At 68.1% G+C, this 25,239-nt stretch carries 28 protein-coding genes; 22 read left to right on the plus strand and 6 right to left on the minus strand.

Annotated elements, in window-relative coordinates; genetic code table 11:
• Positions 1-39: 39 nt before the first annotated feature.
• Positions 40-1,068 (minus strand): PstS family phosphate ABC transporter substrate-binding protein, encoded by a 1,029-nt coding sequence (locus CNO20_RS02885; RefSeq protein ID WP_101294505.1) that lies wholly within the window; start codon positions 1,066-1,068, stop codon positions 40-42.
• Positions 1,069-1,551: 483 nt separating this feature from the next.
• On the opposite strand from CNO20_RS02885, the gene CNO20_RS02890 reads away from it, so the two are divergent.
• Both CNO20_RS02890 and CNO20_RS02895 read left to right on the plus strand, forming a co-directional pair.
• On the plus strand, positions 1,552-2,553 hold the full coding sequence (locus CNO20_RS02890) for a phosphate signaling complex PhoU family protein (RefSeq protein ID WP_101294506.1): 1,002 nt from the start codon (positions 1,552-1,554) through the stop codon (positions 2,551-2,553).
• A 211-nt stretch (positions 2,554-2,764) separates the two neighbouring features.
• Positions 2,765-3,688 carry a DUF7972 family membrane protein gene (locus tag CNO20_RS02895; RefSeq protein WP_101294507.1) on the plus strand — a complete coding sequence of 308 codons (924 nt, stop codon included), beginning with the start codon at positions 2,765-2,767 and terminating at the stop codon, positions 3,686-3,688.
• Between the two features lie 74 nt (positions 3,689-3,762).
• Here CNO20_RS02895 and CNO20_RS02900 read toward each other — a convergent pair whose 3' ends face one another.
• Positions 3,763-4,140, minus strand: coding sequence for a 30S ribosomal protein S8e (locus tag CNO20_RS02900; protein ID WP_101295011.1), 378 nt, complete (start codon positions 4,138-4,140; stop codon positions 3,763-3,765).
• A 240-nt stretch (positions 4,141-4,380) separates the two neighbouring features.
• On the opposite strand from CNO20_RS02900, the gene CNO20_RS02905 reads away from it, so the two are divergent.
• Together CNO20_RS02905 and CNO20_RS02910 are read left to right on the plus strand one after the other, a co-directional pair.
• Positions 4,381-4,839, plus strand: a complete 459-nt coding sequence (locus CNO20_RS02905; RefSeq protein WP_101294508.1) for a DUF2240 family protein — start codon at positions 4,381-4,383, stop codon at positions 4,837-4,839.
• A gap of 24 nt (positions 4,840-4,863) precedes the next feature.
• Positions 4,864-5,286 (plus strand): DUF7993 family protein, encoded by a 423-nt coding sequence (locus CNO20_RS02910; RefSeq protein WP_101294509.1) that lies wholly within the window; start codon positions 4,864-4,866, stop codon positions 5,284-5,286.
• A gap of 35 nt (positions 5,287-5,321) precedes the next feature.
• Here the strand turns inward: CNO20_RS02910 and CNO20_RS02915 are convergent, their stop codons facing one another.
• The gene (locus tag CNO20_RS02915) at positions 5,322-6,254 is read right to left on the minus strand and encodes a hypothetical protein (protein ID WP_101294510.1); all 933 of its coding nucleotides are present in this window, start codon (positions 6,252-6,254) and stop codon (positions 5,322-5,324) included.
• 161 nt (positions 6,255-6,415) lie between these two features.
• Here CNO20_RS02915 and CNO20_RS02920 point away from each other — a divergent pair, with 161 nt between their 5' ends.
• On the plus strand, positions 6,416-7,660 hold the full coding sequence (locus tag CNO20_RS02920) for a DNA double-strand break repair nuclease NurA (protein WP_101294511.1): 1,245 nt from the start codon (positions 6,416-6,418) through the stop codon (positions 7,658-7,660).
• Between the two features lie 103 nt (positions 7,661-7,763).
• Here CNO20_RS02920 and CNO20_RS02925 read toward each other — a convergent pair whose 3' ends face one another.
• Positions 7,764-8,108 (minus strand): DUF7113 family protein, encoded by a 345-nt coding sequence (locus CNO20_RS02925; protein ID WP_101294512.1) that lies wholly within the window; start codon positions 8,106-8,108, stop codon positions 7,764-7,766.
• A 187-nt stretch (positions 8,109-8,295) separates the two neighbouring features.
• Between CNO20_RS02925 and CNO20_RS02930 the strand changes: the two genes are divergently transcribed.
• From CNO20_RS02930 to CNO20_RS02990, 14 genes are all read left to right on the plus strand, one after another.
• Positions 8,296-10,128 carry an ATP-binding protein gene (locus CNO20_RS02930; RefSeq protein ID WP_101294513.1) on the plus strand — a complete coding sequence of 611 codons (1,833 nt, stop codon included), beginning with the start codon at positions 8,296-8,298 and terminating at the stop codon, positions 10,126-10,128.
• 97 nt (positions 10,129-10,225) lie between these two features.
• Entirely contained in the window at positions 10,226-10,651 is a 426-nt protein-coding gene (locus CNO20_RS02935; protein WP_101294514.1) for a universal stress protein, read from the plus strand.
• 88 nt (positions 10,652-10,739) lie between these two features.
• A complete protein-coding gene (locus CNO20_RS02940) occupies positions 10,740-11,810 on the plus strand; it encodes an aminotransferase class I/II-fold pyridoxal phosphate-dependent enzyme (RefSeq protein WP_101294515.1) in 1,071 nt (356 codons plus the stop codon).
• A 107-nt stretch (positions 11,811-11,917) separates the two neighbouring features.
• Positions 11,918-12,292, plus strand: a complete 375-nt coding sequence (locus CNO20_RS02945) for a translation initiation factor IF-5A (RefSeq protein WP_101294516.1) — start codon at positions 11,918-11,920, stop codon at positions 12,290-12,292.
• Entirely contained in the window at positions 12,293-13,138 is an 846-nt protein-coding gene (locus tag CNO20_RS02950; protein ID WP_101294517.1) for an agmatinase family protein, read from the plus strand.
• Positions 13,139-13,425: 287 nt separating this feature from the next.
• A complete protein-coding gene (locus CNO20_RS02955; RefSeq protein ID WP_101294518.1) occupies positions 13,426-14,193 on the plus strand; it encodes a Nif3-like dinuclear metal center hexameric protein in 768 nt (255 codons plus the stop codon).
• Positions 14,194-14,462: 269 nt separating this feature from the next.
• The gene (locus CNO20_RS02960) at positions 14,463-15,545 is read left to right on the plus strand and encodes a deoxyhypusine synthase (RefSeq protein ID WP_101294519.1); all 1,083 of its coding nucleotides are present in this window, start codon (positions 14,463-14,465) and stop codon (positions 15,543-15,545) included.
• Positions 15,546-15,759: 214 nt separating this feature from the next.
• Entirely contained in the window at positions 15,760-17,214 is a 1,455-nt protein-coding gene (locus CNO20_RS02965) for a sulfatase-like hydrolase/transferase (RefSeq protein WP_101294520.1), read from the plus strand.
• A 3-nt stretch (positions 17,215-17,217) separates the two neighbouring features.
• Positions 17,218-19,152 (plus strand): asparagine synthase-related protein, encoded by a 1,935-nt coding sequence (locus CNO20_RS02970; RefSeq protein ID WP_101294521.1) that lies wholly within the window; start codon positions 17,218-17,220, stop codon positions 19,150-19,152.
• A gap of 304 nt (positions 19,153-19,456) precedes the next feature.
• Complete coding sequence (locus CNO20_RS02975; RefSeq protein WP_101294522.1) at positions 19,457-19,708, plus strand: hypothetical protein; 252 nt, start codon at positions 19,457-19,459, stop codon at positions 19,706-19,708.
• Positions 19,709-19,768: 60 nt separating this feature from the next.
• The gene (locus tag CNO20_RS02980; protein ID WP_101294523.1) at positions 19,769-19,993 is read left to right on the plus strand and encodes a DUF433 domain-containing protein; all 225 of its coding nucleotides are present in this window, start codon (positions 19,769-19,771) and stop codon (positions 19,991-19,993) included.
• Positions 19,990-20,313, plus strand: coding sequence for a DUF5615 family PIN-like protein (locus CNO20_RS24250; RefSeq protein WP_158237356.1), 324 nt, complete (start codon positions 19,990-19,992; stop codon positions 20,311-20,313). The genes CNO20_RS02980 and CNO20_RS24250 overlap by 4 nt, the downstream gene beginning before the upstream one ends.
• 391 nt (positions 20,314-20,704) lie before the next feature.
• Positions 20,705-20,935: a hypothetical protein gene (locus CNO20_RS02985; protein ID WP_101294524.1), complete on the plus strand. Its 231-nt coding sequence runs from the start codon at positions 20,705-20,707 to the stop codon at positions 20,933-20,935.
• Positions 20,932-21,324, plus strand: coding sequence for a PIN domain-containing protein (locus tag CNO20_RS02990; RefSeq protein WP_101294525.1), 393 nt, complete (start codon positions 20,932-20,934; stop codon positions 21,322-21,324). The genes CNO20_RS02985 and CNO20_RS02990 overlap by 4 nt, the downstream gene beginning before the upstream one ends.
• A 294-nt stretch (positions 21,325-21,618) precedes the next feature.
• Here CNO20_RS02990 and CNO20_RS02995 read toward each other — a convergent pair whose 3' ends face one another.
• The gene (locus CNO20_RS02995) at positions 21,619-21,981 is read right to left on the minus strand and encodes an SHOCT domain-containing protein (RefSeq protein ID WP_101294526.1); all 363 of its coding nucleotides are present in this window, start codon (positions 21,979-21,981) and stop codon (positions 21,619-21,621) included.
• A 267-nt stretch (positions 21,982-22,248) separates the two neighbouring features.
• Here CNO20_RS02995 and CNO20_RS03000 point away from each other — a divergent pair, with 267 nt between their 5' ends.
• Complete coding sequence (locus CNO20_RS03000; protein ID WP_101294527.1) at positions 22,249-23,046, plus strand: alpha/beta fold hydrolase; 798 nt, start codon at positions 22,249-22,251, stop codon at positions 23,044-23,046.
• Positions 23,047-23,206: 160 nt separating this feature from the next.
• On the opposite strand, the gene CNO20_RS03010 is transcribed toward CNO20_RS03000, so the two are convergent.
• Positions 23,207-23,566, minus strand: coding sequence for a hypothetical protein (locus CNO20_RS03010; RefSeq protein WP_199174701.1), 360 nt, complete (start codon positions 23,564-23,566; stop codon positions 23,207-23,209).
• 106 nt (positions 23,567-23,672) lie between these two features.
• On the opposite strand from CNO20_RS03010, the gene CNO20_RS03015 reads away from it, so the two are divergent.
• Both CNO20_RS03015 and CNO20_RS03020 read left to right on the plus strand, forming a co-directional pair.
• Entirely contained in the window at positions 23,673-24,104 is a 432-nt protein-coding gene (locus tag CNO20_RS03015) for an RDD family protein (RefSeq protein WP_101294528.1), read from the plus strand.
• 158 nt (positions 24,105-24,262) lie between these two features.
• Entirely contained in the window at positions 24,263-25,183 is a 921-nt protein-coding gene (locus CNO20_RS03020; protein ID WP_199174702.1) for a DMT family transporter, read from the plus strand.
• Positions 25,184-25,239 lie beyond the last annotated feature (56 nt).

The raw sequence follows: 25,239 nt of genomic DNA on the forward strand, positions 1-25,239 counted from the left end.
ATCCACCCGTTTCGAAGGCCCACGGACGTTGTGACGCCGTCAGTTGCCGCTAGCCGCCTGTTCGAGCTTCTGGAGGTTCTTGTCGCGCTGCTCCGCGCTCGAGGGGACGTACCCGACCTTCTTCACCAGATCCGTTTCGGCCTTGTTCAGGTAGAATTCCAGGAACGCTTCGACCTGCGGCTTCTCCTGGATCGAGGATTTCGCCCCGTAGATGAACAGCGGACGCGCCATCGGATAGTCGCCGCTCTTCGCATTGTCGAGGCTGGGTGCGGTGCAGGTACCGCTGTCGTCCTTCTTGATCTTCAGCGCCTTGACGGCGTCCTTGTTCTCCTCGTAGTAGGCGTACCCGAAGAAGCCCATCGCGGTCTCCGAACCCTGGATACCCTGGATGATCGTGTTGTCGTCCTCGGTCGGCTCGTAGTCCTCGCGCATCGCGCCCGACTCGCCGATGACGTTCTCCGTGAACCAGTCGAACGTCCCCGAGGAGGACGCCGGGCCGTACAGCTCGAACTCCTTGTCCGGCCACTCGGGGTTGACGTCGCTCCACTTCTGAGCGCCGTTGGGCTCCCAGATCTGCTTGAGCTGGTCGAAGCTCATGCAGTCGACCCAGTCCGCGTTCTTGTTGACCGCGACCGTCAGCGCGTCGCCGGCGATCTGGAACTCGACGGGCTCGACGTCGTTGCTGGAGCACTGTTCGACCTCGCTGTCCTTGATCGGGCGCGAGGCGCCGTTGATGTCGGCGTTCCCGGGACAGAAGTGGTTCTTGAACCCGCCACCGCTCCCGGTCGAGTCGACCGTGACGTTGACGTTGGAGTGCTGCTTCTGGAACTCCTCAGCCATCGCCTGGGAGACCGGGTAGACGGTACTGCTCCCTTTGATGATGACATCGCCGGAGAGGTCTTCACCGCCGTTGCCGCTGCCACTGTCGTCCCCACCGCTGTTGTCGCCGCCGCCGTTGTCGCCGCCGGTGTTCTCCGTACAACCGGCGAGCCCTACGGCTCCGACAGCACCTGAGGCGATTAGGAACTTCCGCCGGGACACGTGATCCTGCGACGTCTTTCGCGTCATCACCTGTGTGTGGCCGATTTGATCATAAATACACTGCTATGACAACTATATAGTGTTCTGTACTGGTACGTTGTGTTCGGTCGACAGTGACGTATCAACCGAGAAGACCGCCGCAGTCATCCGATTTTCGAATCGGGATTCGCTGCAATAATCCTGAATGTAACTCGTGGTACCGTGCCACATGGGGAATCTATGTGGATGGCGAGACCGGTACCCGTTTCGTAGACTCAGTATATATGGATCGCTCTCCTTCGAAATAAACGGGGGGCTCCCGGCGTCCGGTACGGACCTCTTCGGACGCGTGGCGCGGTACTTCCCCGAACGAACGCCCGTCCGTCCCCCGTCCGTGGCCGTCGATTTGTCCCGAACGATGCGCGCACCTTCCCGTCTCGCGCGCGGCGACGGGCGGGCGCCTCCGCGCGGAGATACCGCTAGGTATATAGAAATAGCTAGTTTTATAGTGGGATGAGGGGAGCTTCACACATGGCCGAAACGCGGAAGGTCCAGGTCACCGGCGGATCGACGTACACGGTGTCTATTCCGAAGGAGTGGGCGACGGAGAACGGCGTCAGCGCCGGCAGCACGGTCGAGTTCTACCCCGAGGGCGACTCGCTCTTTCTCACGCCGCAGACGGAGGACGAGCGAACGGAGGGGACGCTCGACATCTCCGATCTGGCGGGCGACGAGCTGACCCGGGCGGTGATGACGATGTACGTGAGCGGATTCGACATCATCGCGCTCGAGAACTCCCGCATCACGAACGACCAGCGCCGGACGATCCGGCAGGCCACCCAGAGTCTCGTCGGCCTCGAAGTCCTCGAGGAGACGCGCGACCGGGTCGTCATCCGCGACCTCCTCGACTCCTCGGAGCTCTCGATCCACAACGCCGTCACCAGGATGCGGCTCATCTCGCTGTCGATGCTCGAGGACGCGATGGCGGCGCTCGCGGAGCTCGACACCGACATGGCCCGGGACGTGATCCAGCGCGACGACGACGTCGACCGCCTCTGGATGGTCGTCTCGCGCATCTTCCGGGCCACGCTCCGGACCCCCAAGGCCGCCGAGGAGCTCGGCCTCCCGCGGGAGGTCTGCTTCGACTACCACTCCAGCGCCCGCCAGCTGGAGCGCATCGCCGACCACGCGACGAAGATCGCGCACCTGACGCTCAACATCGAGGATCCGGTCCCCGAGGACGTCGTCGACGCGCTTTCGGAGCTCCACGCGGACGCCAAGGCGGTCATCGACGGCGGCATGGACGCGCTTTTCACCGACGACAGCGTCGAGGCGACGCGGCTCGCGAACGCCGCCCGCGAGTCGGTCCAGGAGATCGACGAGCACGCCCGCGCGATCGACGAGCTCCTCCGGGAACTCGACCCGGCCCGCGCGCAGATGCTCGGCCTCATCGTCGACTCGGTCTCCCGCAGCGCCGACTACGGCGGCAACATCGCCGAGACGGCGCTGCAGAAGGCCGCGCCGACCCCCTGACGCGCCCCCCGGCCGCTCGGTCGTCCCGCCTTCAATCTCCCCGCTTTTCCCGTCAGCGCCGCCGAGAGTCCCCCGCGGCGGCACGTGGCCGACGAACTTTCGGACGGCGTCGACGTACGGGTGATCCGATGAGTGGTCCGGGCGACGGTGCCTCTTCGGAGCGATCCGAGGGCGGAAGGCCCGACGCGGTCGAGCGCGCGCGCAACTGGTTGTGCTGGAGAGTGATCGGCTGACCGTCGCCGGAGCGCTGGCGCTCGCGCTCCTGCTTTTGATCGGGGCTCTCGTGGCCTCCGGCCTCGCCCCCCTTCGACGTTTTCAGTCGCTGTACTACGTCTTCGGCGGCCTCATCAGCGGCAACCTCACGCTCGTCACCGTCGTCGTCACGATCAACCAGCTTCTCCTCTCGCGCGAACTGGAGACGCCGGGGGAGCTCCGCTCCGAGATCGAAAGCGTCACCGACTACCGACGGGAGGTCGAGGATGCGGCCGGCCGGATCGCGCCCGCCCAGCCGCTCGGGTTTCTGGAGGTCCTCGTCGAGAACACGCGGGAGGAGGCGCAGAACCTCGGCGGGCTCTCGTTCGACGGGATGAGCGAGGACGCCCACGAGGAGATCGAGGCTCTCGTGACGGACCTCACGGACCACTTCGACGCCACGGACTCCCTCCTGAACGAGACGGACCCGAACACGTTCGACGTGCTGTCGGCCGTCCTCACGACGAACTACGCGAAGGACATCAACCGCATCCGCCGGTTGCGCTCGGCGTACGGCCACCAGTTTTCGGACGCGGTCACGGAGTCGACGGATCGACTCGTCGATCGGCTGCGGGACGTCGACGTCGCGCGGCAGTACTTCAAGTCGATCTACCTCCAGGAGGAGCTCTCGACGCTCTCGCGGGTGCTCATCTACGCCGGGCTTCCGGCGGAGGCGATCGCGGCGATCGCGCTCCTGCTTTTCACCGCCTCCGCCGGGACGGTTCTACCGTGGTTCGGGCTTCAGATCTTCGCCACGGTGGCGTTCGTCGTCGCGTTTCTGCCCCTCCTGGTGCTGTCCGCGTTCATCCTCCGAACCGCCACCGTCACGCAGCGCACCGCGGCGACCATTCCGTTCACGACGCCGGAGCAGGAGCACGCGTAGCCCGAAGCCCGAGACGGCGATCGTCCGCGATCGCTTATCGACGTTCGATCCGGAAAACGGGAGAACTTGTTCGCTTACTCGTCGTCGACGAGGACGGCGTTGACCTGCCCGTCCTGTCCGGGGCGGGACGTGACGCGGGCGGTGCCGGCGCTGGTTTCGATGACCGCGCCCTTGGTGATGATGTTCCGGCGGACGTAGTTGATGTTGGAGGGGTTCTCGATCACGTTCTCGATCTCGGCCTCCGTGACTTCGCCGCCGTCCGCGACCTGCGCGACGTTGGTCGACAGCGCGCGGACCTTCTTGTCGGTGCCCCGGGAGTCGATGACGCGGAACCGCGGCTCGCCGACGGTCGTCTCGGTCGGCGAGCGGCCGAGCTGGTAGCGCTTCTTGTTCCGGAACGGCTTCAGCCGTCCGCCGGTTCGCTTCCGCTTGGAGCGTCCCTGGTCCTTCATACCCGGTAGGACAGCCACGAAGTACTTGAATCGCTCGACTCGAACCGCGAGGCGCGCCGCCCGCGCCGTTCCGTCGAACCGCCGGTCGTCGTGCGTCCCGCCCGGCCCGCAGATCGTCGCGTGGATCCGCCGGTTTCGCGTCTCCCAGTCGGCCCGCGAGGGTCCGTCGGCCGGCGCGACTATCACGCTCGCGGGTCGTTCCGGTACGCTTTAGTGTCGGTCGGTCGCGCCGTACCGACGATGAGTCTGGAGCGGGCCGTCGCAGCGCCGTTTCGACAGCGCGGCAAGAGTCGGATGGGCGAGGGGGAGTTCGTCGTCGCGCTCTCTCTGGACAACGACTGGTTCTCGCCGGACCAGGCGAAGCGCCTCGTCGACGTGGCGGTCGGCCGCGACCTGCTCTCCCGGGACGGAAACACGCTCGCGGCCGAGTTCGACCCGGGCGAGGTCGAGGTTCCGCCGGACTTCGTTCCCGACGAGTCCGTCCTCCGCGAGCAGTCGACCTTCGAGCGGATACTGAACGCGCTGCTCGCCGCCGGCGTGGAAAAGCGGGACGCCGTCGCCGACATCAACCGACGGCAGCACGAACTCGGGGTGACGCTCGAAGCCGCCGCGGTCGTGTACGCGCGCAGTCGAGGGGTCGACGCGGGCGACGCGGCCGCGAGAGCCCGCCGCGAACTGCGAGCCGACGGGGAGACCTAAGCGGCCGCCGCGAGTACCGTCTCCATGGTTCGGGATCGGCTCACGGACGGCAAACGCATCGCCCAGCTGCTCGCCTCGGAAATCGACGGCGGCGGCGGGGGGCTCGCCGACCTCTCCGTCGAGGACGCCCGCCCCGACGTCGAACCGACGGTCGACGGGGCGCTCGCGTACGCGGTCGTGCGCGCCGCGGAGGGCGACGGAGACGGCGATGGCGGCGAGCGCCTCGCCGAAGTGTACGTCCAGCCCGACCGGGCTCGGATCGAACTGCTCGCGGGGCAGGCCGAGGGGGCCGAGGCCGCGGCGGATCGGGGCCTGCGCGTTCGCCCCAAGGCGGTCCGACCGCCGCGGACGCTCGTCTTCGTCGAGGACGGCGCGCAGGTCAAGTGGGCGCTACCGGCGTTCGAGGCGGCCGCGGCGGCGCTCGACGCCGACGGTCCGGTCGGCTGAACCCCGTCTCGGACTCGGCGAGCCGAGCGGCTGAGCTACGCTTCGGATCGCTCGACGAGGCGGAGATCGATTCCGAGGCTCCCGGCATCGACCCGTCCCACGCCGTCTTCGACGCCGCCCGAGAGTCCCCGTTCTTCGAGGAACGCCGCCGCGGTCGCCAGATCCGCGACCGCGACGACGAGCGCCTCGACGCCCGACTTCCGGCGCGGGACGAGTCGGATCGCGGGTCCGCCCCCCGGAAGCCGCCAGACGCCCCGCTCTCGCTCCTCGGCCGGGGCGAGCAGGCGGGTCCAGCGGCGGCGCGTCCGCTCGAAGTTCTCGACCCCGACGACGATCTCGGCGAGACCCTCGACGCCGAGCGGGCCGCCGCCGCGCTCGCGAAGCGCCCGCCGGCTCTCCTCGCGCTCGAACGCCTCGGAAAACGCGGGCTCGTACTCGACGAGGAACGCCATCCCGTTCGGGAACGCCCTGTCGAGCAGCGCCACGACGTCTCCCCGCGCCCCGCTGGGGCGCGATTTCGCGAACGACTCCGGCAGCGCCCGGAGGAGGGCGAAAACGCCCCGCTGCCACAGGTTGTCGTCGAGGAGTCCCCCGAGGTAGACGGCGTTCCAGAGGTGGTCGAGAGTGCCGTCCCACCCGCGCCGGACGTACGGGACGACGCCGCTGTGGCGGACGTTCCGAGCCGCGAGGCGGCGCTCGCTCGTCCGGAGGTCGCCGTCGGGAGCGAACGCGATCCCGTAGAGGCGAGCGTTCGCTCCGCCGGTCCGCCCGAACGTCGGCCCGAAGCGGACGAGTTCGACGTCGACGTTGCCGAACGAGACGCCCGCGCTGGCGAACGCGGGGTGCGACGCGAGCGGCCACGGCGACGGCAGGTCGAACGCCCCGGTGAGAATCGAGTACAGGGGCTCGTGGCGATCGACCCTGACGAGGACGTGGTCGACGCCGGCGACGACGGGGTCGGAGTCCATGCGATCTCTCGCGGGCGAATCCGGGGATGCCTTTCGTTTTCGCCCGGTCGCGGTCGGCTTCGCGCTCCGGCCGTCCCGCGTCCGATCGCGGGCGCGGAGCGCCCCGCCTCGACGATCGCGGACCCCCACTCTTTTAGCCGGCTCCGTCCGGTGTGCCCGGTATGACTCTCGACCCGGTCCACGTCGACGGCATCGCGCTGCTCGCGAGCGCGATCGCGGACAACGTCGACAGCGGCGACCACGCCGACCTCGCGCGGACGACCTGGGACGAGTGGCTCGACCCGCTCCGGAAGGACGGCAGGAAGGTGATCGAACCGCTCGGCGAAAAGCGCCTCCGGGCCGTCGGCGTCGAGGACGCCGCGCTCACCGACGCGCCGTTCCCGACCGTCCACGGGCTCGATTCGGGGACGATCAACCCCACGACGTTCAAGAACGGCCTCGTGCTCGACGTGGCCCAGGCGGCGATGGCGAGCGTCCCGTCTGACCTGGACCTCCACCGGTCGCGGAGCCTCGTGGCGACCGTCCACGCGAACGACGTGACGATCCGGTTCCCGGCCGACTGGACCACGTACGACGAGGGGTACAGCCGCCGCCGCATCCTGCACGCCCCCCGCGTCAACCGGTACGCCGGCGAGGTCGTCCACGAGCTGGCGCTGTATCTCGCCGAGAGCGAGCACGCGCTGGTCCACGCGAACACCGTCAGGGACCTCCTGTTTCTCGACGGCCCGCTGTACCCGAACCGCCTGCTCAACTGGCAGGACCGCGACGCCGAACTCAGGAACCTGGCCTCGGAGGCCAAACCGCGCAGCATCGTCGAGCGGTACGTGCGCCTCGTCGAGCAGTTCGTCTCCAACGACGTCCCGCTCGTCGGATTCATCAAGACTCCCGCGGCGAGACACATCACGCAGACGCTGCGGGAGAAGGGGGTCGACGCGCCGTGGGTGAACGACGCCGTCCTCTTCCGCCGCCTGCTCGAGCGCCGCGAGGACGGCGAGCGGCTGACGGACGATCTCACCTTCACCTCGTGGTTCGTCTCCCGCGGCGGGTCCGACCGCACCCTCGCCGCCGGCGGGGACGCGTTGGGCATCGAACGGAGGCTCGACCCCGAGCGCTACGAGGTGACGTTCTTCGCCCTCTACGACCCCCGGAGCGACCTCCTGTACCGCGTCGAGGCGCCGTACGCGTTCACGCGGGACCCCGAGACGCGGCGCGCGCTGACCACGCAGGTGTTGCACGACGTCGCCTCCGCGCGCGGCCCGCCGCCGGCCGTCGCCAAGGCGGACGAACTGGCACGCATCAGCGCCCACGAGAAGGCGGCCCTCCGGCGGAAACTGGAGGACAGGTTCGACTCCGAGTACGTCCGGACGTACGACGACGAGCGCTGGGGCGACGGCGCGGAGTACTGAGCGCTCCCACGGACGCCGTCGCGGCGAGCGGACGGGCGAAAAGCGAGGCGGTTCGGCTGCGAGCGGTTGGGGGATTCGTCGGGGGCGGCCGCTACTCTCCGCGCTACGCCTGTTCTCCCGGGTGGTCTTTCACGACCTCGATATCGACCTCCGCTTCCGAGACGCCGACGCGGGCGAACTGCGTCCTGATGTGCTCCTTCGCCGCCTCGATCGCCTGGGCTCGGGTGTCGAACCCGCGGGGCATCGGCGACTCGAAGGCGATGCGAATCTCCTTTCCGTTGACTTCCGTCGGAGAGCCCCCCGATTCGACCTGGTAGAACTCGTCGCACACCCAGACGTACGGGGCGTCCTCGTCTGGCGCGCCTCGGAACGACGGGGCCGTCTCACCGCGTTCGTAGATCGTGCCGGTGAGTTCCGTCCCGGCGCCGCGGCCGCGGACTAGCAACATAACCTTGCCTACGGTACCGAACGTAAAAAGGAATGTGAGACGGCCGAGCGACGGCCGTGCGACATCCGTTCGAGGCTCGATCGACGCCGGAACGACACTCGATCGACGTCCGGCCGCCGCTGCCGATTCCGGAGCCCGCTCCCTCCGAGGGGAAAGGCGTTTGTCGGGGGGCTCCGTCGTCCGCGGTATGACCCTCGAAGACTTCACGGACTTCTCCGGCGACGGCGACGCGGAAGCGGACGCCGACGCGGAGGACGAAGGCCAGGAGAGGGGCGAGAGCGGCGTCGAGCCGTCCGGCGACGGCGCGTCGGACAGCTTCCAGCGGCTGGCGGTTGAGCCCGCCGGTCGGGACCGCGGCATCGGCACCATCTCGGTGTCCCAGGGGCTCCGCGTCGCGGAGGACGGCCGGGACACCGAGCTCCGGGCGTTCGTCACCGCCGGCAACCGCGAGTCCGTCCGCCTCGGCACGTACCTGCTCGTCCCGTACCCGGACGACGAGGCGCTCTTCTGCCGGATCACGGCGCTCGAATACGCCCAGGAGTTCCAGGCGGACGACGCGACCGAGATCCACGCCCGCCGGATGATGCGCCGCGACGACTTCGAGGAGCGCGACTACAAGTTCATGGCGTCGCTCGATCCCGTCGCCGTCCTCTACCGCGAGGGCGGGGAGCTGAAACGGCGGATGACCGACCGCGTCCCCAAGCCGGGGGCGACCGTGACGGAGGCGACGGAGGCGGAGCAGATCAAGACCGGGTTGAAGATCCCCGAGGACGGGGTCTTCCTCGGCCACCTCTCCGTCGGCGGCGAGACGGTCCGGACGGCGGCCGAACCGCCGACCATCGACTACCGGCTCAAGGACGATTACGCCGACGGCGACCCGCTCGTGTTCCGGCACGCGCTCGTCGCCGGCGGCACGGGGTCGGGCAAGACGCACGCGTCGAAGAACATCCTGCGGCAGTACCTCTCCCCGGATCGGACCTACGAGATGGACGACGGGCGGGCGGCGCGGGCGGCGGTCGTGCAGTTCGACCCGCAGGACGAGTACGCGCAGATGCACGACGACAACCCCGCCGTGACCGCCGAGGACGCCCGCCGGCTCGAACGCGAGGGCGTCGCCCACGGCGGCCACGACGACACCGTCGCGCTGATCCCCGAAGTCGCGGACGCGACCTACCCCGGAACGGGCCACCGCGCGGAGCAGGTGCCCTTCACCATCCCGTTTTCGATGGTGCGGCGGCGGCCGTGGCTCGTCGCGGGCGCGAGCCTGAACGACAACCAGTACAACGCCCTGACGCTGCTTCTCGACCGGTTCTTCGAGAGCTACGGGCGCGAGGGGACGTACCGGCAGTTCGTGACCTTCCTCGACGATCCGGCGCTGCGGGAGGAGCTGGACGAGTCCGGCCGCGTCCACGAGGCGACCTACGACGCGGTGATGCGGAAGACGCGGACCCGCGCGGCGAACCTGGTGTTCGATCAGGACGCGCGCCCCGTCACGGACCTCGTCCACGAACTCGTCCGCCCCGGCGGGCTCTCGGTGGTGCCGACGTACCACATCAGCGACAGCCGGGCGACCGAGATCGTCGTCCTCGCCGTCGCCAGCCTGCTCATCGACGAGAAGCTCTCGAACGACCCCGCCCACGACCGCATCAAGGAGACGCCCCTCGTCGTCGGGATGGACGAGGCGCACAACTTCCTCGCCGACGCCGAGAGCGTCCAGGCCCGGAACGTGATCCGCAAGTTCACCGAGGCGGCGAAGCAGGGCCGAAAGGAGCGGCTGGGGCTCTTTCTCATCACGCAGGACCCCCAGGACATCGCCGAACCCGTGTTCAAGCAGATCAACACGAAGATCGTCCTGAACCTCGGCGACGAGGACGCGATAAAGAGCGTCAACATCCCGCCGAACCTGGAGGACAAGGTGCCGTACATGGAGAAGGGCCAGATGGTCGTCTACTCGCCGGACAACTCCGAGCCGGTCGAACTCGTCGGCCTCTCGAAGTGTCTGACTCGGCACGGCGAGTGACTCCGTACCGCTTCCCGTAGTTTCGTGCGCCGTCGACGTATCTCACCGTGTGAACGATGAGCATGCTATTTAATACAGGGAGATCGTAGTGTCGGGTATGATCCGTCGGATCCTGATTCCCGTGGACGGTTCGCCGCCGTCGAAGCGAGCGGTCGAGTTCGCCGTCGACGAGTGGCCGGACGCCGAGTTCACGCTCCTGCACGTGATCAACCCCGTGGAGGCGGGGTACAGTCCGAGCGCCGGCGTCCCGAGCGGGGCCGAGGAATGGTACGAGGGCGCGCGAGCGGAGTCGGAGTCGATTCTGACGGGGACGGCGTCGGAGTTTCCCCCCGAGGCGACGATCGAGACGACGTCGGAGGTCGGGCGGCCCTCGCAGACGATCGTCGAGGTCGCCGAAGAGGAGGGCTTCGACCTCGTCGTCGTGGGAAGCCATGGCCGAAAGGGGGTCTCGCGCATCCTCCTCGGGAGCGTCGCCGAGTCGGTGGTCCGCAACTCGACCGTCCCGGTGACCGTGGTCAGGTGAACGCGGCGGCGCGTTCCGTCGCCGACACCCCCCGTCCGCGCTTTCCGCCACCCGCACCGTTATCCACGTCGGTCGGCGACTCCCCGGCATGGAGATCGATCCGTTCGGCCTCGAACGCTGGTTCGCCGAGTACGAACACGGGGCGGAGATCATGCTCGCCGAGAGCGGCATCCGGTCGCTCCCCGCCGACCGATTCGACACCGATCCCGGCGAACTGGACTACGTCATCCCGACCGACGGCGACCCGGACCTCCGGGCGACCATCGCGGACCGGTACGGCCGGGAGCCCGAGGAGATCGTCTGCACCTGCGGGGCTCAGGAGGCGAACTTCCTCGCGTTCCTCTCGCTCATGCGCGGCGAGGACGCCCACGCCGTGGTCGTCACGCCGACGTACCAGGCGCTTCACTCGGTACCGGGCGCCTTCGGCGACGTGACGACCGTGCCGCTGGAGCCGCCGGAGTGGACGCTCGACGCGGACGCGGTGGCGGACGCCCTCCGCCCCGAAACGCGGGTCGTCGTCCTCAACAATCCGAACAATCCCACCGGGCGGTACCACGGCGAGGAGACCGTCCGGGCGCTGTACGACCTCGCAACCGACAACGACGCGTACCTGCTCTGCGACGAGGTGTACCGGCTCCTCGCGGAGGATCCGCTGCCGCCGGTCGCGAGCGTGGGCCCCCGCGGCCTCTCCACGTCGAGCGTGACGAAGGCGCACGGGCTCGCCGGCCTCCGGTTCGGCTGGCTCGCCGGGGACCGGGAGATCGTCGACGGGGCCCGGCGGTGGAAGGATTACACCACCATCTCGCCGCCGCTGTTCGGCCAGCACGTCGCGGCGCAGGCGCTCGGGGCGCGGGAGGAGGCGATCCTCTCGGAGAATCGGGCGCTCGCGGCGGAGCACCGCCGCATCGTCGGCGAGTTCGTCGACGAACGCGGCCTCGACTGGCTCGAACCCGTCGGCGTCAACGGGTTCGTCACGGTCCCGGACCCGTTCGAGACGGGCGAGGCGTTCTGCCGGCGGGTGGTCGAAGCGGAGAGCGTCGTGCTCGCGCCGGGCGACCTGTTCGGCTTCCCCGACTACTTCCGGATCGGATTCGGCCTGCCGACCGAGGAGCTCGAAGCGGGCCTTCGGCGCGTGAGCCGGGTGATCGAGCGAGCGTGAGCGCGGTTCGAGGGTGCGATCGACGCCGGGGTCGACGAGCCGGGCGACGGGAGCCGCTTCGCTCGCTTTCCAAACCGTTTATACGACCGCCTCGGTAATCCGGACGTATGGCGAAAGAGCAGAAACAGGTTCGCGAACTTCAGGAGGGCAGCTACGTGATGATGGACGACGCTGCCTGCAAGATCAACTCCTACAGCACGGCCAAGCCGGGCAAGCACGGGAGCGCGAAGGCCCGCATCGAGGGCCGCGGCGTCTTCGACGAGAAGAAGCGGAGCCTGTCGCAGCCGGTCGACGCGAAGGTCTGGGTCCCGATCATCGACCGCAAACAGGGGCAGGTCGTGAGCGTCACCGGCGACGACGCGCAGGTGATGGACCTCGACACCTACGAGACGTTCACGATGCGGATGCCCGACGGAGTCGACCTCTCGCCGGAAGACGAGATCGAGTACCTCGAGTACGAGGGCCAGCGGAAGATCGTCTAGATGTTCCCGGGAGCGACCGCCGACCGCGACGCGGCCGACTACGTGGTCGTCGGCGCTCCCCTGGACGTCTCGACCACGTTCCAGCCCGGGACTCGCTTCGGCCCCGATCGGATCCGGCTGTTCGCGGAAACGTTCGACGACTACGACCGAAGGACCGACCGATTCTTCACCGATCTGGGGGTCCACGACGCGGGCGACGTCCGCGCGTGGGACGACGCCCCCGAGTACATCGAGTTCCTGAGCGGCGCGCTCCGCGACGTCGTCCGGGACGGCGGGATGCCGCTCGTCCTCGGCGGCGAGCACACCGTTTCGGCGGCGGGGGTTCGGGCCGTCGAGCCGGACGTGTTCGTCTGCCTCGACGCGCACCTCGATCTCAGGAGCGAGTACGACGGCAACGAGTGGAGCCACGCGACGGTGACCCGGCGGATCCTCGACGGCGATCCGCCCGCCGACGGGACCGGCGTCGCCGACGAGGCGATCGTCCTCGGCGCGCGGACCGGCTCCCCCGAGGAGTGGGAGCGCGCCGACGCGGGCGACGTGACCGTCGTCCCCCCGGAGGGCGTCCGAGACTGGCTCGCCGAGCCGCCGGATTTCGACGACCGCTCCGTGTACCTGAGCGTCGACATCGACGGTGCGGACCCCGGGTTCGCACCCGGAACGGGGACGATGGAGCCGTTCGGGCTGACCCCGCGTGAGATGCGCGACGTCGTCCGGACCGTCGCACCCCGCGCGGGGGGATTCGACGTCGTCGAGGTGAACGACCGCGACGACGGCCAGGCCGCGGCGCTCGCCGGAAAGCTCCTCCGGGAGTTCGTGTTCGCGCACGCGTCGGGAGCAGACAGGTAGACCGCGCGCTCGGGCCGACGCGACCGGCGGGGCGCCCGAGAACCGTCGCGCCGAAGAAACGAGCGGACCGGGCGGGGGCGCTACGCCCTGATTCGCCGCAGCAGACGCCGTCCTTTGCGAACGATGCGCCGTCGCGCGCGCCGCGGGAGGCGGCGCCACGCGAACCAGGTTTTTCGCAGCTTGCCCATCGTGAATCACCCTGTTGACGCTCGGTTCCGGAACCGGGGTCGGCTCCGGACGTACCACTCGTCCGCCGCCTTTCTTAACCCTGGTGGCGATTCACCGGTATGGAGCTCACAGACATCTGCGCGCGGTACGACGACCGGCTTCGAACGGAGGACTACGCCGATCTCGACGCCAGCGCGAACGGCCTCCAGATCGGGCCCGATCGCGGCGAGGTCGACCGCGTCGCCTTCGCGGTGGACGCCGCCGTCGCCACGATCGAGGCGGCGATCGAGGCCGACGCCGATCTGCTCGTCGCTCATCACGGCCTGTCGTGGGGCGGCTTCGAGCGCGTGACGGGGGGGACGTATCGCCGGATTGCGCCGCTGATAGAGGGCGACCTCGCGCTCTACGTCTCGCACCTCCCCCTCGACGGTCACCAGGAACTCGGAAACGCGGCCGGACTGGCCGACCTGCTCGAGCTGACGGACCGGCAGCCGTTCGGCCGGCTGGGTCCGGAGCACGTCGGTCAGCGCGGCCGAGCTGGCGATTCCTATTCCGTTCCGGCGCTCGCGACGCTGCTGGATCGGGAACTCGATCACGGCGCCCGCGGCGTTCAGGTGCTCGACTTCGGCCCCGAAGAGATCGAAGACGTGGCGGTCGCCACCGGAAGCGGCGTCGACTGGCTGGACGAGGCGGCGGCGGCCGGCGTCGACGCGCTCGTCACGGGCGAGGGGAAACAGCAGGCGTACCACGAAGCCCGAGAGGCCGGGCTCAACGTCTTTCTCGCCGGACACTACGCGACGGAGACGTTCGGCGTTCGAGCGTTACAGGCGCTCGCGGAGGAGTGGGGGCTGGAGACGACGTTCGTCGACCACCCGACCGGGCTGTAGCGAGTCTCGGCCGAACGGCGGTGTGTGGCTGCGCGGACGTCACTCCGCGTGTTAGCGGGCTAGCAGACGGCACGTCGAGCGCGCGACGGGGTGTGCCGTACTCCCGCGGACCGCGCCGCGGCGACGGATCAGCTCACGGAAGGTGCTGGCCTCGTCTTCGTACGTAAATGCACGGACAGGACGGGGGACAGGTTGGTGGGGAAGCGAGGGGTGGGACCGCTCGATTCGGGATCGCGCCCTTCAAACCGCTTCCGGACGCACCTCCTCCAATGAGCGACGACCACGAGTACGAACCGCCGCGGCGGGAGGAGTTCAGCCACGACCCGATCGACCACGCCGAAGTCCGCGGGGGAATGACGGTCGGCGAACTCGCCGCCGAGTACGGGAACGCGGGCATCGGCGCGGCGAAGGTTCACGAGGCGGTCGACATCTACGCGGAGATGCTCGACCCCGACGTGACGTGTTTCCTCTCGCTCGCGGGCGCGATGGTGCCGGCGGGGATGCGGCGAGTCGTCTCCGATCTCGTTCGCGACGGGTACGTCGACGCGCTCGTCACCACCGGGGCGAACCTCACCCACGACGCCATCGAGGCGATCGGCGGCAAGCACCACCACGGGCGCGTCGGCCCGAACGAGGCTCGTCACGGTACTCCCCGCTCCGACTCGTCCGACTCGTCCGACGGTTCGCACGAACGCGAGGGGATGACCCCCCGCGAGTTCGACGAGGCGCTGCGCGACGAGGAGGTCGACCGGATCTACAACGTCTACCTCCCGCAGGAGCACTTCGCGCTGTTCGAGTCGCACCTCCGCTCCGAGGTGTTCCCGCCGCTGGAGGGGGACGGCGCGGTGAGCATCGCTCGGCTGACGCGCGAGCTCGGACGGGCCAACGCCGAGGTGAACGAGCGGGAGGGCGTGGCGGAGGATCCCGGAATCGCCGCCGCGGCGTACGAGTGCGACGTCCCCGTCTACTGTCCGGCGGTTCAGGATTCCGTGCTCGGCCTGCAGGCGTGGATGTACTCGCAGACGTCCGCCTTCACGCTCGACGCGCTGCAGGACATGACGCCGCTCACGGACCTGGCGTTCGAGGCCGAAACGGCGGGCTGTCTGCTCGTCGGCGGCGGCGTCCCGAAGAACTTCACGCTGCAGACGATGCTCGTCACGCCCGGCGCCTACGACTACGCCGTGCAGATCACGATGGATCCGGACGCGACCGGCGGCCTCTCGGGCGCGACCCTCGACGAGGCGCGCTCGTGGGGGAAACTGGAGAAGGACGCGCGGAACGCCACCGTGGTCGGCGACGCGACGATCTTGCTGCCGCTGCTCGTCGCCGCCGCGCGCGAACGCGTCGAGTAGGTGGTCCGCCGGATCGCCGGCCGGAACTCGAAGACCGGAATCGCCCGAAAGGGTGATGAACCGACGGTTCGGATCACGGACTGATTTATGGTGCGTTTAGCGAAGGAGGTCGAGCCCGTTCCGGTCGCACGTATGGCGCGTCAGCGCAGTCATCCGGGCGAATCGACCGGCGGCTTCGACCGCTCCCGTGCGACGCGATCGCGGGGGGAGTGAAATGCGGAACGTCGCGCTCATCGTCCTCGACACGGTTCGAAAGGACACCTTCGACGAGCGCGCGCCGCGGCTGCGGGCGCTGTCGGACACGTCCTTCGAGCAGTGTCGCGCGGCGAGTTCCTGGAGCACGCCGAGCCACACGAGCATCTTCACCGGCCGGTTGCCCTCCGAGCACGGCGTCCACTCGGAGAGCTTCGACGCCTCGTTCAGCTTCGCGCGCTTCGACGCCGACGAGACGTTCCTCGGCGACCTGCCCGAGCACCGCCGCATCGGGCTGAGCGCGAACTCCTACGTCAATCGCGCGTTCGACTTCGACGCGCTCTTCGACGAGTTCTACGACTTCTCGATCGGCTCGCACACTAACGAGACGCTGTTCACCGAGGGGCTCGCGGTCCAAGAGTACATGGAGTCGGCCGACGAACCGAACCCGGCGAAGCGGTATCTCGGCTTCCTCCGCGCGTGCCTGGACCACGAGCGTCCGGCGAAGAGCCTCGCGAACGGCGTCTGGTCGCAGGTTAACCACCGCGTAAAGACGCTTCCCGTGCCGGAGTTCGTCGACGACGGCGCGAAGAACATCTCCGCGACGGCGACCGAACGGGCCGAGGCGGTCGACGAGCCGGTCTTCCTCTTCGCCAACTTCATGGACGCCCACACGCCGCTGCGCAACCTCATCCAGTACGACCAGTCGCTCCACTCCGCTCCGAACTCGTGGAGTTCGAACGAGCTCGACAAGTGGGAGCTCAACAAGGAGGGGCTGGCGACCGAGGAGTACGCGCGGAACTACCGCGAGCTGTACGCCGCCGCGGTCGACTATCTCGACCGGATCGTCTCCCGGCTCGTCGTGGAGCTGCAGGCGAAAACCGACCGGGAGTGGTCGTTCGTGATCGTCTCGGACCACGGGCACAACCTCGGATACGAGGCCGACGACGGGCTGTTCCACCACACCGGAAGCATGACCGAAGGGGTGATGCACACGCCGTGCGAGATCGTCGGCGCGCCGGAGGGCTACCCGACGCGCGTGACGGAGTACGTCTCGCAGCTCGAACTCGGCGAGCTCCTCGTCCGGCTGGCGAACGGTGACCCGTACGCGGACGACCTCGCGGCGGACCACGTCGTCGCCGAGACGATCGGTCTGCTCGGCCACGGCGACCGGACGTGGGGCCGGGAGTTCACCGACGAGGAGTACGACTTTTGGAACCGGATGATCAGGGTCGCCTACGAGGGGGAGACGAAGCTCGAATGGGACTCCCTCGGGCGCTGTATCGAGTACGATCTCGACCCCGAGAGGCCCTCCTGGCAGCGGGAGGTCGCGACGCACGGCGGCCCGCCGCCGGAGGTGACCGCGCTGTTCGAAATCGGGCTCCGGGAGTACAAGGAGGCCGCCGCGGCGGGCGAGCAGGACCTGGAGTTCGACGAGTCGGTCGAAGAACAGCTGAAAGAGCTCGGGTACCTCTGACCGATGGTCGGCCTGTGCGGCGTCGTCGGGAGCGACGACGACCTCCCGTCGGCGTTCGTCGACGCGATCCGATGGCGCGACGGGGAGGCGTCCTTCTCGTACGCCGACGACCGGGTTGAGATCCACGGCTCGTTTCACCCGCTGCTCGTCGACGACCAGCCCGTCCGCGCCGACGGGGGGGACGTCGACATCTGGGTCTGGGGCGACGTCTACGGCTACCAGACCGGGTCGGGCCACGTCCCGCGCGACAACGGCCCCGACGGGAGCGCGGACTTCTGCGCCGAGCTGTACGAGGCGCTCGGGACGGCGTTCGTCTCGGGGCTGAACGGCGACTTCGCGCTCCTCGTCCGCGACCGGGACGCGGGGACGCTGTCGTTCGCCACCGACCGCCTCGCCACGCGCCCGATCTTTCGCGCCCGCCTCCCCGACGGCGGGCTGCTCTTCACGTCGAACTTGCAGTCGCTGGTGCACCACCCGGAGTTCGACGTTTCGTTCGACCGCGGGTACCTCGCCGAGTACTTCCACCTCCGCCGCGTCTACGGCGTGAAAACGCCGATCTCGGGGGTCGAGGAGTTTCCCCCGGCCTCGGTCGTCACCGCGGATCTCGACACGCTCTCGACGGCGACGGACACCTACTGGCGGCCGACGTACGACCCCGTCGACCGGCCGTTCCCGGACGTCGTCGACGAGCTCGCCGGGACGTTCGAACGCGTGCTGAGCGAGTGGACCTCCGACGACCTCGATTACGGGCTCCTGTTGAGCGGCGGCAGCGACTCCCGCCTCGTGCAGGCGGCCGTCGACCAGCCGCTCACGTCGTTCCACAACGCCGACTGGCTAAGCAGGGAGGCCCGGACCGCCCGCCGGGCGGCCGCCGTCAACGGCGACGAGTTCCGGTTTCTGGAGCGCGACCCGGAGTACGACGCCCGACTGCTCGAAACGTCTCCGGCCATCTCGAACTTCAGCGGCTGGTTCGACCAGGCGTACTTCACCGGCTTCGAGGACGAGATCGCCTCCGATGTGGACGTCCTCGTTTCGGGGCTCTACGCCGACATGCTGTTCGCCGGCGGGCCGCTCGCGACTCGCCGCCTCGATCTCGGATCGATCGGGACCGTCACGCTGCCCGTGGGTCGCGGCGTCGACGGCGTCGAGGAGTACGTCCGGGCGCAGACGAAAGACGCGGTCGAGCCGCTTCCGTACTTCGGGGCCGACCGATCGCTCGCGCAGGTCCTCCGGGCGAACGTCCGCCGGACCGACGCCGGCGTCGAGAGCCACGGCGTCACGTACCCGTCGGTGCGCGACCTCGTCATGTACGGCGACTACTACCCGATGGGCGCGGACACGGACGCGATCTTCTCGCGGAGCCTGATGCAGCTGTGCCCCTACCGGACGCCGTTTCTCGACAACCGGATGATCGACCTCCACCGGACGATCCCGGTCAAGTACTTCCTCCGGCGGAATCTCATCAACGCGGCGGTGGAGCGACTCGACCCCGACCTGGCGGAGATTCCTCACGCCCGGACCGGCGTCCCGCTCAAGTACCCGTTCGTCGCGGACTACCTCGGGGACAACCTCACCGGGTTCTGGCGGAAGCACGTCTCGGAGGAGGAGCCCCCGGAACCGTACCTCGATCACGCGCCGTGGCCCGACCGCTGCGAACTGCTCCGCGCGCGGGAGTTCGCCGAGGAGACGATCCGCCGGACGGCGGACCTCCAGCGCGGCCTGCCGTTCCTCGATCACGAGGGCGCGCTCCGGTGCTACCGCGACCACGAGGGCGGCGAGAACAACATGACCGCGCTCTACTCCCTGTTGACGTTCCTGAACACGCCCGTCGCGAGAGCGGCCGCCGAGGGAGACGGATCCGACGCCGATTCGACGGACGTCGCGGCGGTTCCGGACGCGGCGACGGACGGCGGATCCGGCGGAGACGGGCGGACGTGATGCGGCCGTGCGGGACGCGGTCGGTCGCGCGGCCGGTTTCGTCGCCCGGTTCGCGAGCGGAACGGATTTTTGCCGGCGGCGGGTAGTCGTCGATGGCCGATGACGATCGTACCGCTCCGAGTCGGGGTGGCGCTCGACGGTGACGAGCCCTATGAGTGCCGAGGCCACCGATTTTACGGATAGACGGTGTCTCTCGTGGCATCTGTCGATGGCCACGGTATCCATAGGCCCCGGTCACGTGGTACTCAACCACGACTGACCGGTCGAACACGAATTTATGAACGTTGCCGGTCAAGCACGGTGTATGGCTGCCGAACTTTCCGACCGGGTTCGAGAAATCGCGGAGGCTCACGGCCTTCCCGAGTTCGAAGTCTTCGAGCAGGCTCTCGAACGCGGACTCGAAGACTTCTGGGAAGATATCGTACTCGCACAGTACCTGAACGGGGAACTCGACCGCGGGGGAGCTATCGAACGCGTCGGCCGGACGAAAGTCGAGCGCGCAGGAAAGGAGCGAGCGGTCGTCGAGGAAGACGTCGACTGGGGCCTGAATCCGTGACCGCCGCTGAAGGGACCCAGGACCGCGTTTTTAATACCGATAGCGTGCGAATACGGAGATATGAGCATCGTTCGGGACCCCGAGCACAGTGACAGTGCACCGACCATCGAGGGGACCGGCATTCGAGTGAAAGACGTCGCGATTGCTTACGAACACAGCGGGTACGACCCCGACGAGATTACCCAGCTGTATCCGGATCTCTCGCTCGGTGAGGTTCACCGTGCGCTTGCGTATTATTACGATCACATCGACGACTTCCGATCGGTAGAGCCGGCTCAGGCATGAGACCGCTATACTGTGACGAGAGTATCTGGATTCCCGTCGCGGACGGTCTCCGCCGTCGTGGCTGGACAGTTCACACCGCTCGTGACGAAGAGCGGTTGGGCGATCCCGACCGAGAGCACCTCTCGTATGCATTCGAAAACGACTGGATTCTGGTGACGTTCGACGACGACTTCCTCTCGCTCGTCGAAGGCTCCGGACTCGAACACGCGGGGATTATCTACGTTCAGCAGGCTGGACGAGATATCGGAGACGTCGTGAAGGCGGTCGATGCACACCTCGACAATCGAGAGGAAGACGATCGCGGAATCCACTACTGCTGACCGGTCGGCGAAAAGATGGCTGCCCTTTCTGGAGGGATACTGTGGATTCAGATCACGTCACAAGCGCAGTAACCCCAGATTCCTGGGGTAGATGTCGAAACACGTCGTCTTTGATGAACAGTTGAGTAAAACTGAATTACGGCCTGTGCGTGCTCGATAGTGTCTCTAATCGACCAATTATGGACAGCAGATAAGTCGTGAGTGCCGAGGCCACCGATTTTACGGATAGACGGCGTCTCTGGAAGTATCCGGTTCTGGCCACGGTAGACAGAGGCCACCGGTCACGTCGCACGCAACCGTCACGCGGAATCGGACGCAGGCGACCGACGGAACGAGCGATCCGAACCGCGACCGAAGGTTGATAAACTCGTATACGCGAGTATACGGCAATATGAGCAAATCGGTTCGCGTCTCCGAAGAGTTCCACGAGTTCGTGAAAGCGCACAAACGGGAGGACGAGACGATGGAAGAGACGCTCCGTCGCCTCATCGGAGGGCCGCACCCGGAGGACGTCGCCGGTATACTCTCGTCCGAGACAGCGGCGCTCATGCGGGACCGTCTGGAGGAAAAGCGGAAATCCGATGTCGAAGGGAAGCGCGAACTCCGGGGACGATTCGAGTGATCCTCGACACCTCGTTCCTGATCGACCTCTTCGACGGCCGGCGCGGTGCGTTCGAAAAAGGAACCGAGCTTTCCGAGGCCCAGACCGTACAGCGCGTTCCCGCACCGGTCGTCATGGAACTCACCTACGGTGCCGAGTTCGGCGACGAGGGAGAACGGAGGAACGTCCAGAACGCGCTCAGAATGTATCCGGTCGTCGAACAGGACGAGACGATCGCTCGCCGCGCCGGACAGTTGCTCGCACGGGCCGACCGGAAGGCCGGCGGTGAGAGCGGCATCGACAAGGTCGATCCGGTGGTCGGGGCAGTCTCGGATATCTACGACGAGCCTGTCCTCACTGCCAACGTCGAGGATTTCGAAGCCCTCGGCGTCGACGTGGAGACGTACTGAAACGCGGACAGACCCCGAGTTGCGAGTGCCGAGGTCATCGATTTTACGGATAGACGACGTAATGAGTGGGATCTTCTCTATTCGCTCCGCTAGCTATCCCGATAACTTCCGGGGACGGACCGTTCTATCACCCCGTCGACGGGCGCTGGATGCTTCGAATGTTCGGCCTGCACTGACGCCGGTTCGTCACGTCGCGTTCGACTCGTCCCGGTCGACAGCGGCGCGCTCTCGTTCTTCGCTACCGTCGTCCGGGGCAAACGAAACCCGTCGAACGGACGCGGACCTCGACGAACCCTACTCTCCGGCCCGAAGCCGCTCACGGCGCTCCTCGTACTCCTGGTCCGAGAGCTCCCCGCGAGCGTAGGCCAGTCGGAGCGCTTCGAGCGCCGGGTCGCCGGAGCGACCGGCGTCGGCGCGACCGACGAGGCCGCGGTAGAGGAAGTACCCGATCCCCACGAGGACGACGAGCCAGACGAGCATCATCCCGACCCCCCACAGCGGCGAGAGCCCCGTCGTTCCGCCGGGGCCCCACCACCAGCCCATCATTCCCATCATGGGCATCGCGAACACCATCATTAACAGCGGGAACAGCACGACGACGCCGAGAACGACGAGGACGACGCGAAGGAGGTTATCCTCGGTGTCAGTAGTTGCCATGTGATATCGTTGGACGCCCGGATTTAATCCGATTGTGCTTCGGTATCGTCCGCGAACTGGGTCCGGAAGTTCCGATTTCGCCGCTCGGTTCCCCCGTTCGCCTCATCTTCGAACGTCGTCGCCGGGCGGTCACTGTTCACCCGCCCCGAGCCTCGACTCCGGGCGTGATCGGACGCGGCGCTCGGCCGCTCGGTTGGTAGAGCGAAAAGAGACTCACCCGCTATGGACACATGACCTAAGGACCTCCCGACCGGATATCACGGCCCCATGAACGAAACGACAGCCGAGACGGGGCTCCGGGGCGTCGACGTCGCCGGCCCGCCCGACGCACAGCCGATCGTGTTCGTCCACGGATCGGTCTTCACGCGGAAGATGTGGGCGCCGCAGCGCCGAGCGCTGTCGGAGGAGTTTCGGATCGCCGCGCCGGACCTGCCCGGCCACGGCGCGCGCGCCGACGGTCCGTTCGAGTTCGGGCCCGCCGTGGAGCTGCTCGACGAGACCGTCGAGACGACGGCCGACGGGAACGCGCTCGTGGTGGGCCTCTCGCTCGGCGGATACGTGGCGACGGAGTACGCGCGTCGGCACCCCGACAAGGTCGACGGGCTGGTGATCTCGGGGAGCAGCGCCAACCCGGTCGACGGGATGGAGCTCGTCACGCGTGTCGTCGGCGGTACGGCGCGTCTGGCGACGAGGAGCGACCTCGTCGAACGGGGCGTCCGGCGGTACGCCGAGCGATGGGTCCGAAAGCGGGACCTCCCGCCGGACGTCGCGGAGGAGATCATCGGCTCCGGGTTCTACCCCAGGGAGTTCGGGAACGCGGGGCCGTACCTCGCCGGGCGGGACTTCCGGTCCGCGTTCGCCGCCTACCCCGGGCCGTCGCTCGTGCTCAACGGCGAGCGGGACCTCGTCATGAGACGGGGCGAAGAGGACCACGCCGCGGCCGCACGCGACGCGCGCGTCGAGGTGATCGACGGCGTCGGCCACGTCTGTAACCTCCACCGACCGAGGGCGTACACGGCCGCCGTGCGGAACTTCGGCCGTCAGGCGGTCGCGACGCGCGGGTGAGGCGGTCGTAGAGGTCGGTGTACGCCGCCTCGTGATCGGCGTCGACGAGCTCGTCGCGCACGCGGTCGTAAAAGTCGGTCGCCACGACCGTCGGTTTGACGATGACGACGTCTATCCCGGTCTGCGGTGCCGTTCCCGGCGCTCAGACGGGGAGCTATCGTCACCACTCTCCGTCCGGCCCCACCGGGTCGCGCGTCTCGCAGTGGGGACACCTGTTTCGATACCGTTCGAGGTCCCGGCCGCAGACGCGACAGGCGTACTCGGTCTCCGCCGAATCCGCGATCCCTCCGGGGGACGAAGCGCCCCGACGGGTGAAAAACCCCGACCGGAGGGCGAAGGCACCGGCGAGGACGAGAATCCCGCCGGCGACGACTACGAGGAGCGGAACGTCTCCCGCGCCGGGGATCGCCAGCGCCTCCCGGGAGTCGCCCCCGCGAAGAACCCGCCTTCCGACCGCGAAAACCGCAAAGAGGAGCAACAGCCGATAGGGACCCAATCGGGCCGGCATCCCCCTACGCACTGTGGCACCTCGACGTCACACCGACGATTGGGGACGGGCGGCGATAAGACTTCGGAGTCGCGCGATTCCGAACACGTATACGTCGGCGGGCGACCTCCGTACGCGTATGGAATCGACGACGCCCGGAGGTGAGATGGAAGTCGCGTCGGTCCGGCGGCGGGTGTTCGCGTACCTCGTGGACCTCGTTCTCGTCGGCGGCGGGGTCTACGCCGTCGCGGCTCGGCGCGACCGATCGGTCGCGGTTCGAGCGCTCGCGTTCGGGCTGCTCGCTACGGTCGTCGGGTCGGCGTACCACGTCGTTCTGGAGGGACGCGGCGGACAGACGGTCGGGAAGAGGGTCGCCGGTATCGCCGTCGTCGGGGGAGACGGGTCCCGCTGCAACTACGCCGCGGCGGCGAGCAGGACGGCCCTGCGCTTCGTCGACGCGCTCCCGTTCGCGTACCTCGTCGGGTTTCTCAGCATCTCCCTCACCGGACGACGACAGCGAATCGGGGATCTCGTCGCGAACACGGTCGTGGTTCGATCCCGCGGCGGGTGAGCGGACGGCGGGTCGAAGAGCCAGTTACGAGACGGGCCGCCCCCGCGATAGTGCCCGAATCGCCGGGACGCGTCCGCTTTCGATGAAGGCCCGGACGGAGTACTCGATCCCCGCGACGAATCAGGAACCATAACCCGATGGACGGCGAACCGCGACAGGTGCGAAGTCGCTACTCGGCCGCCGGTCTGTTCGTCCTTCTCGCGACGCTGTGGGGGCTCACATTCCCCGCGATCAGCGTCGGGCTCCGGTCGCTGGAGCCGGTGCTGTTCGCCGCGTTCAGGTACGACATCGCGGCCGTACTGCTCGTCGGATACGGAGTCGCCCGCACGACCGACTGGTACCCCAGCGCGGAGCGGGACCTGGCGGCGGTGCTCGCCGGCGGCGTCTTTCTCGTCGCGGGCAACGTCTTCCTGTTCGTCGGCCAGCAGACGGTCCCGTCCGGCGTCGCGGCGGTCATGCAGAGTCTGGTCCCCATCGCGACGACGCTGTGGGCGCTGGGTATCCTCCCCGAAGAGCGGGTTTCGGCGTCGGGCGCGTTCGGAATCCTGCTCGGGTTCGTCGGCGTCGGCCTCGTCGTCCGCCCGGACCCGAGCAACCTCCTCGCCGGGGACACGCTCGGAAAACTGCTCGTCCTCGGCCAGGTCGCCTCCGTCTCGCTCGGCGGCGTTCTCGTTCAGCGCTCGCGTCCGATGCTCGACCGGGCCGCCCTCTCCGGTTGGTCGATGGCGGTCGGCGGGGTCATCCTCCACGCGGCGAGCCTCTCGGTGGGCGAACCGTTCTCGCTGCCGGCCACGCTGACCGCGCAGGCAGCGGTGGTCTACCTCGGCGTCTTCGCCACGGCCGTCGCGTTCTACATCTACTACACGCTGCTTGACGTTCGCGGCGCGCTGGAGACGAGCCTCGTCGCGTATCTCGTTCCCGTCGTCGCCACGGTCGCCGGCGTCGTCTTCCTCGGCGAGCGGGTGACCGCCCTCACGCTCGTCGGGTTTCTCGTCGTTTTCGCGGGGTTCGTCGCGCTCAAACGACGCGCCATCGCCGACCTCGTCGCCGGATCGACCCCGTCCGCGTCGAGTGAGTAGTGCCGTCCGAGTCCGGACCGTCCGTCGAGGCGACAGAAGGATATCGCGCCCGTCTC

Origin of the sequence: Halegenticoccus soli, assembly GCF_002844195.1 — an archaeon.
GTDB lineage: Archaea > Halobacteriota > Halobacteria > Halobacteriales > Haloferacaceae > Halegenticoccus > Halegenticoccus soli.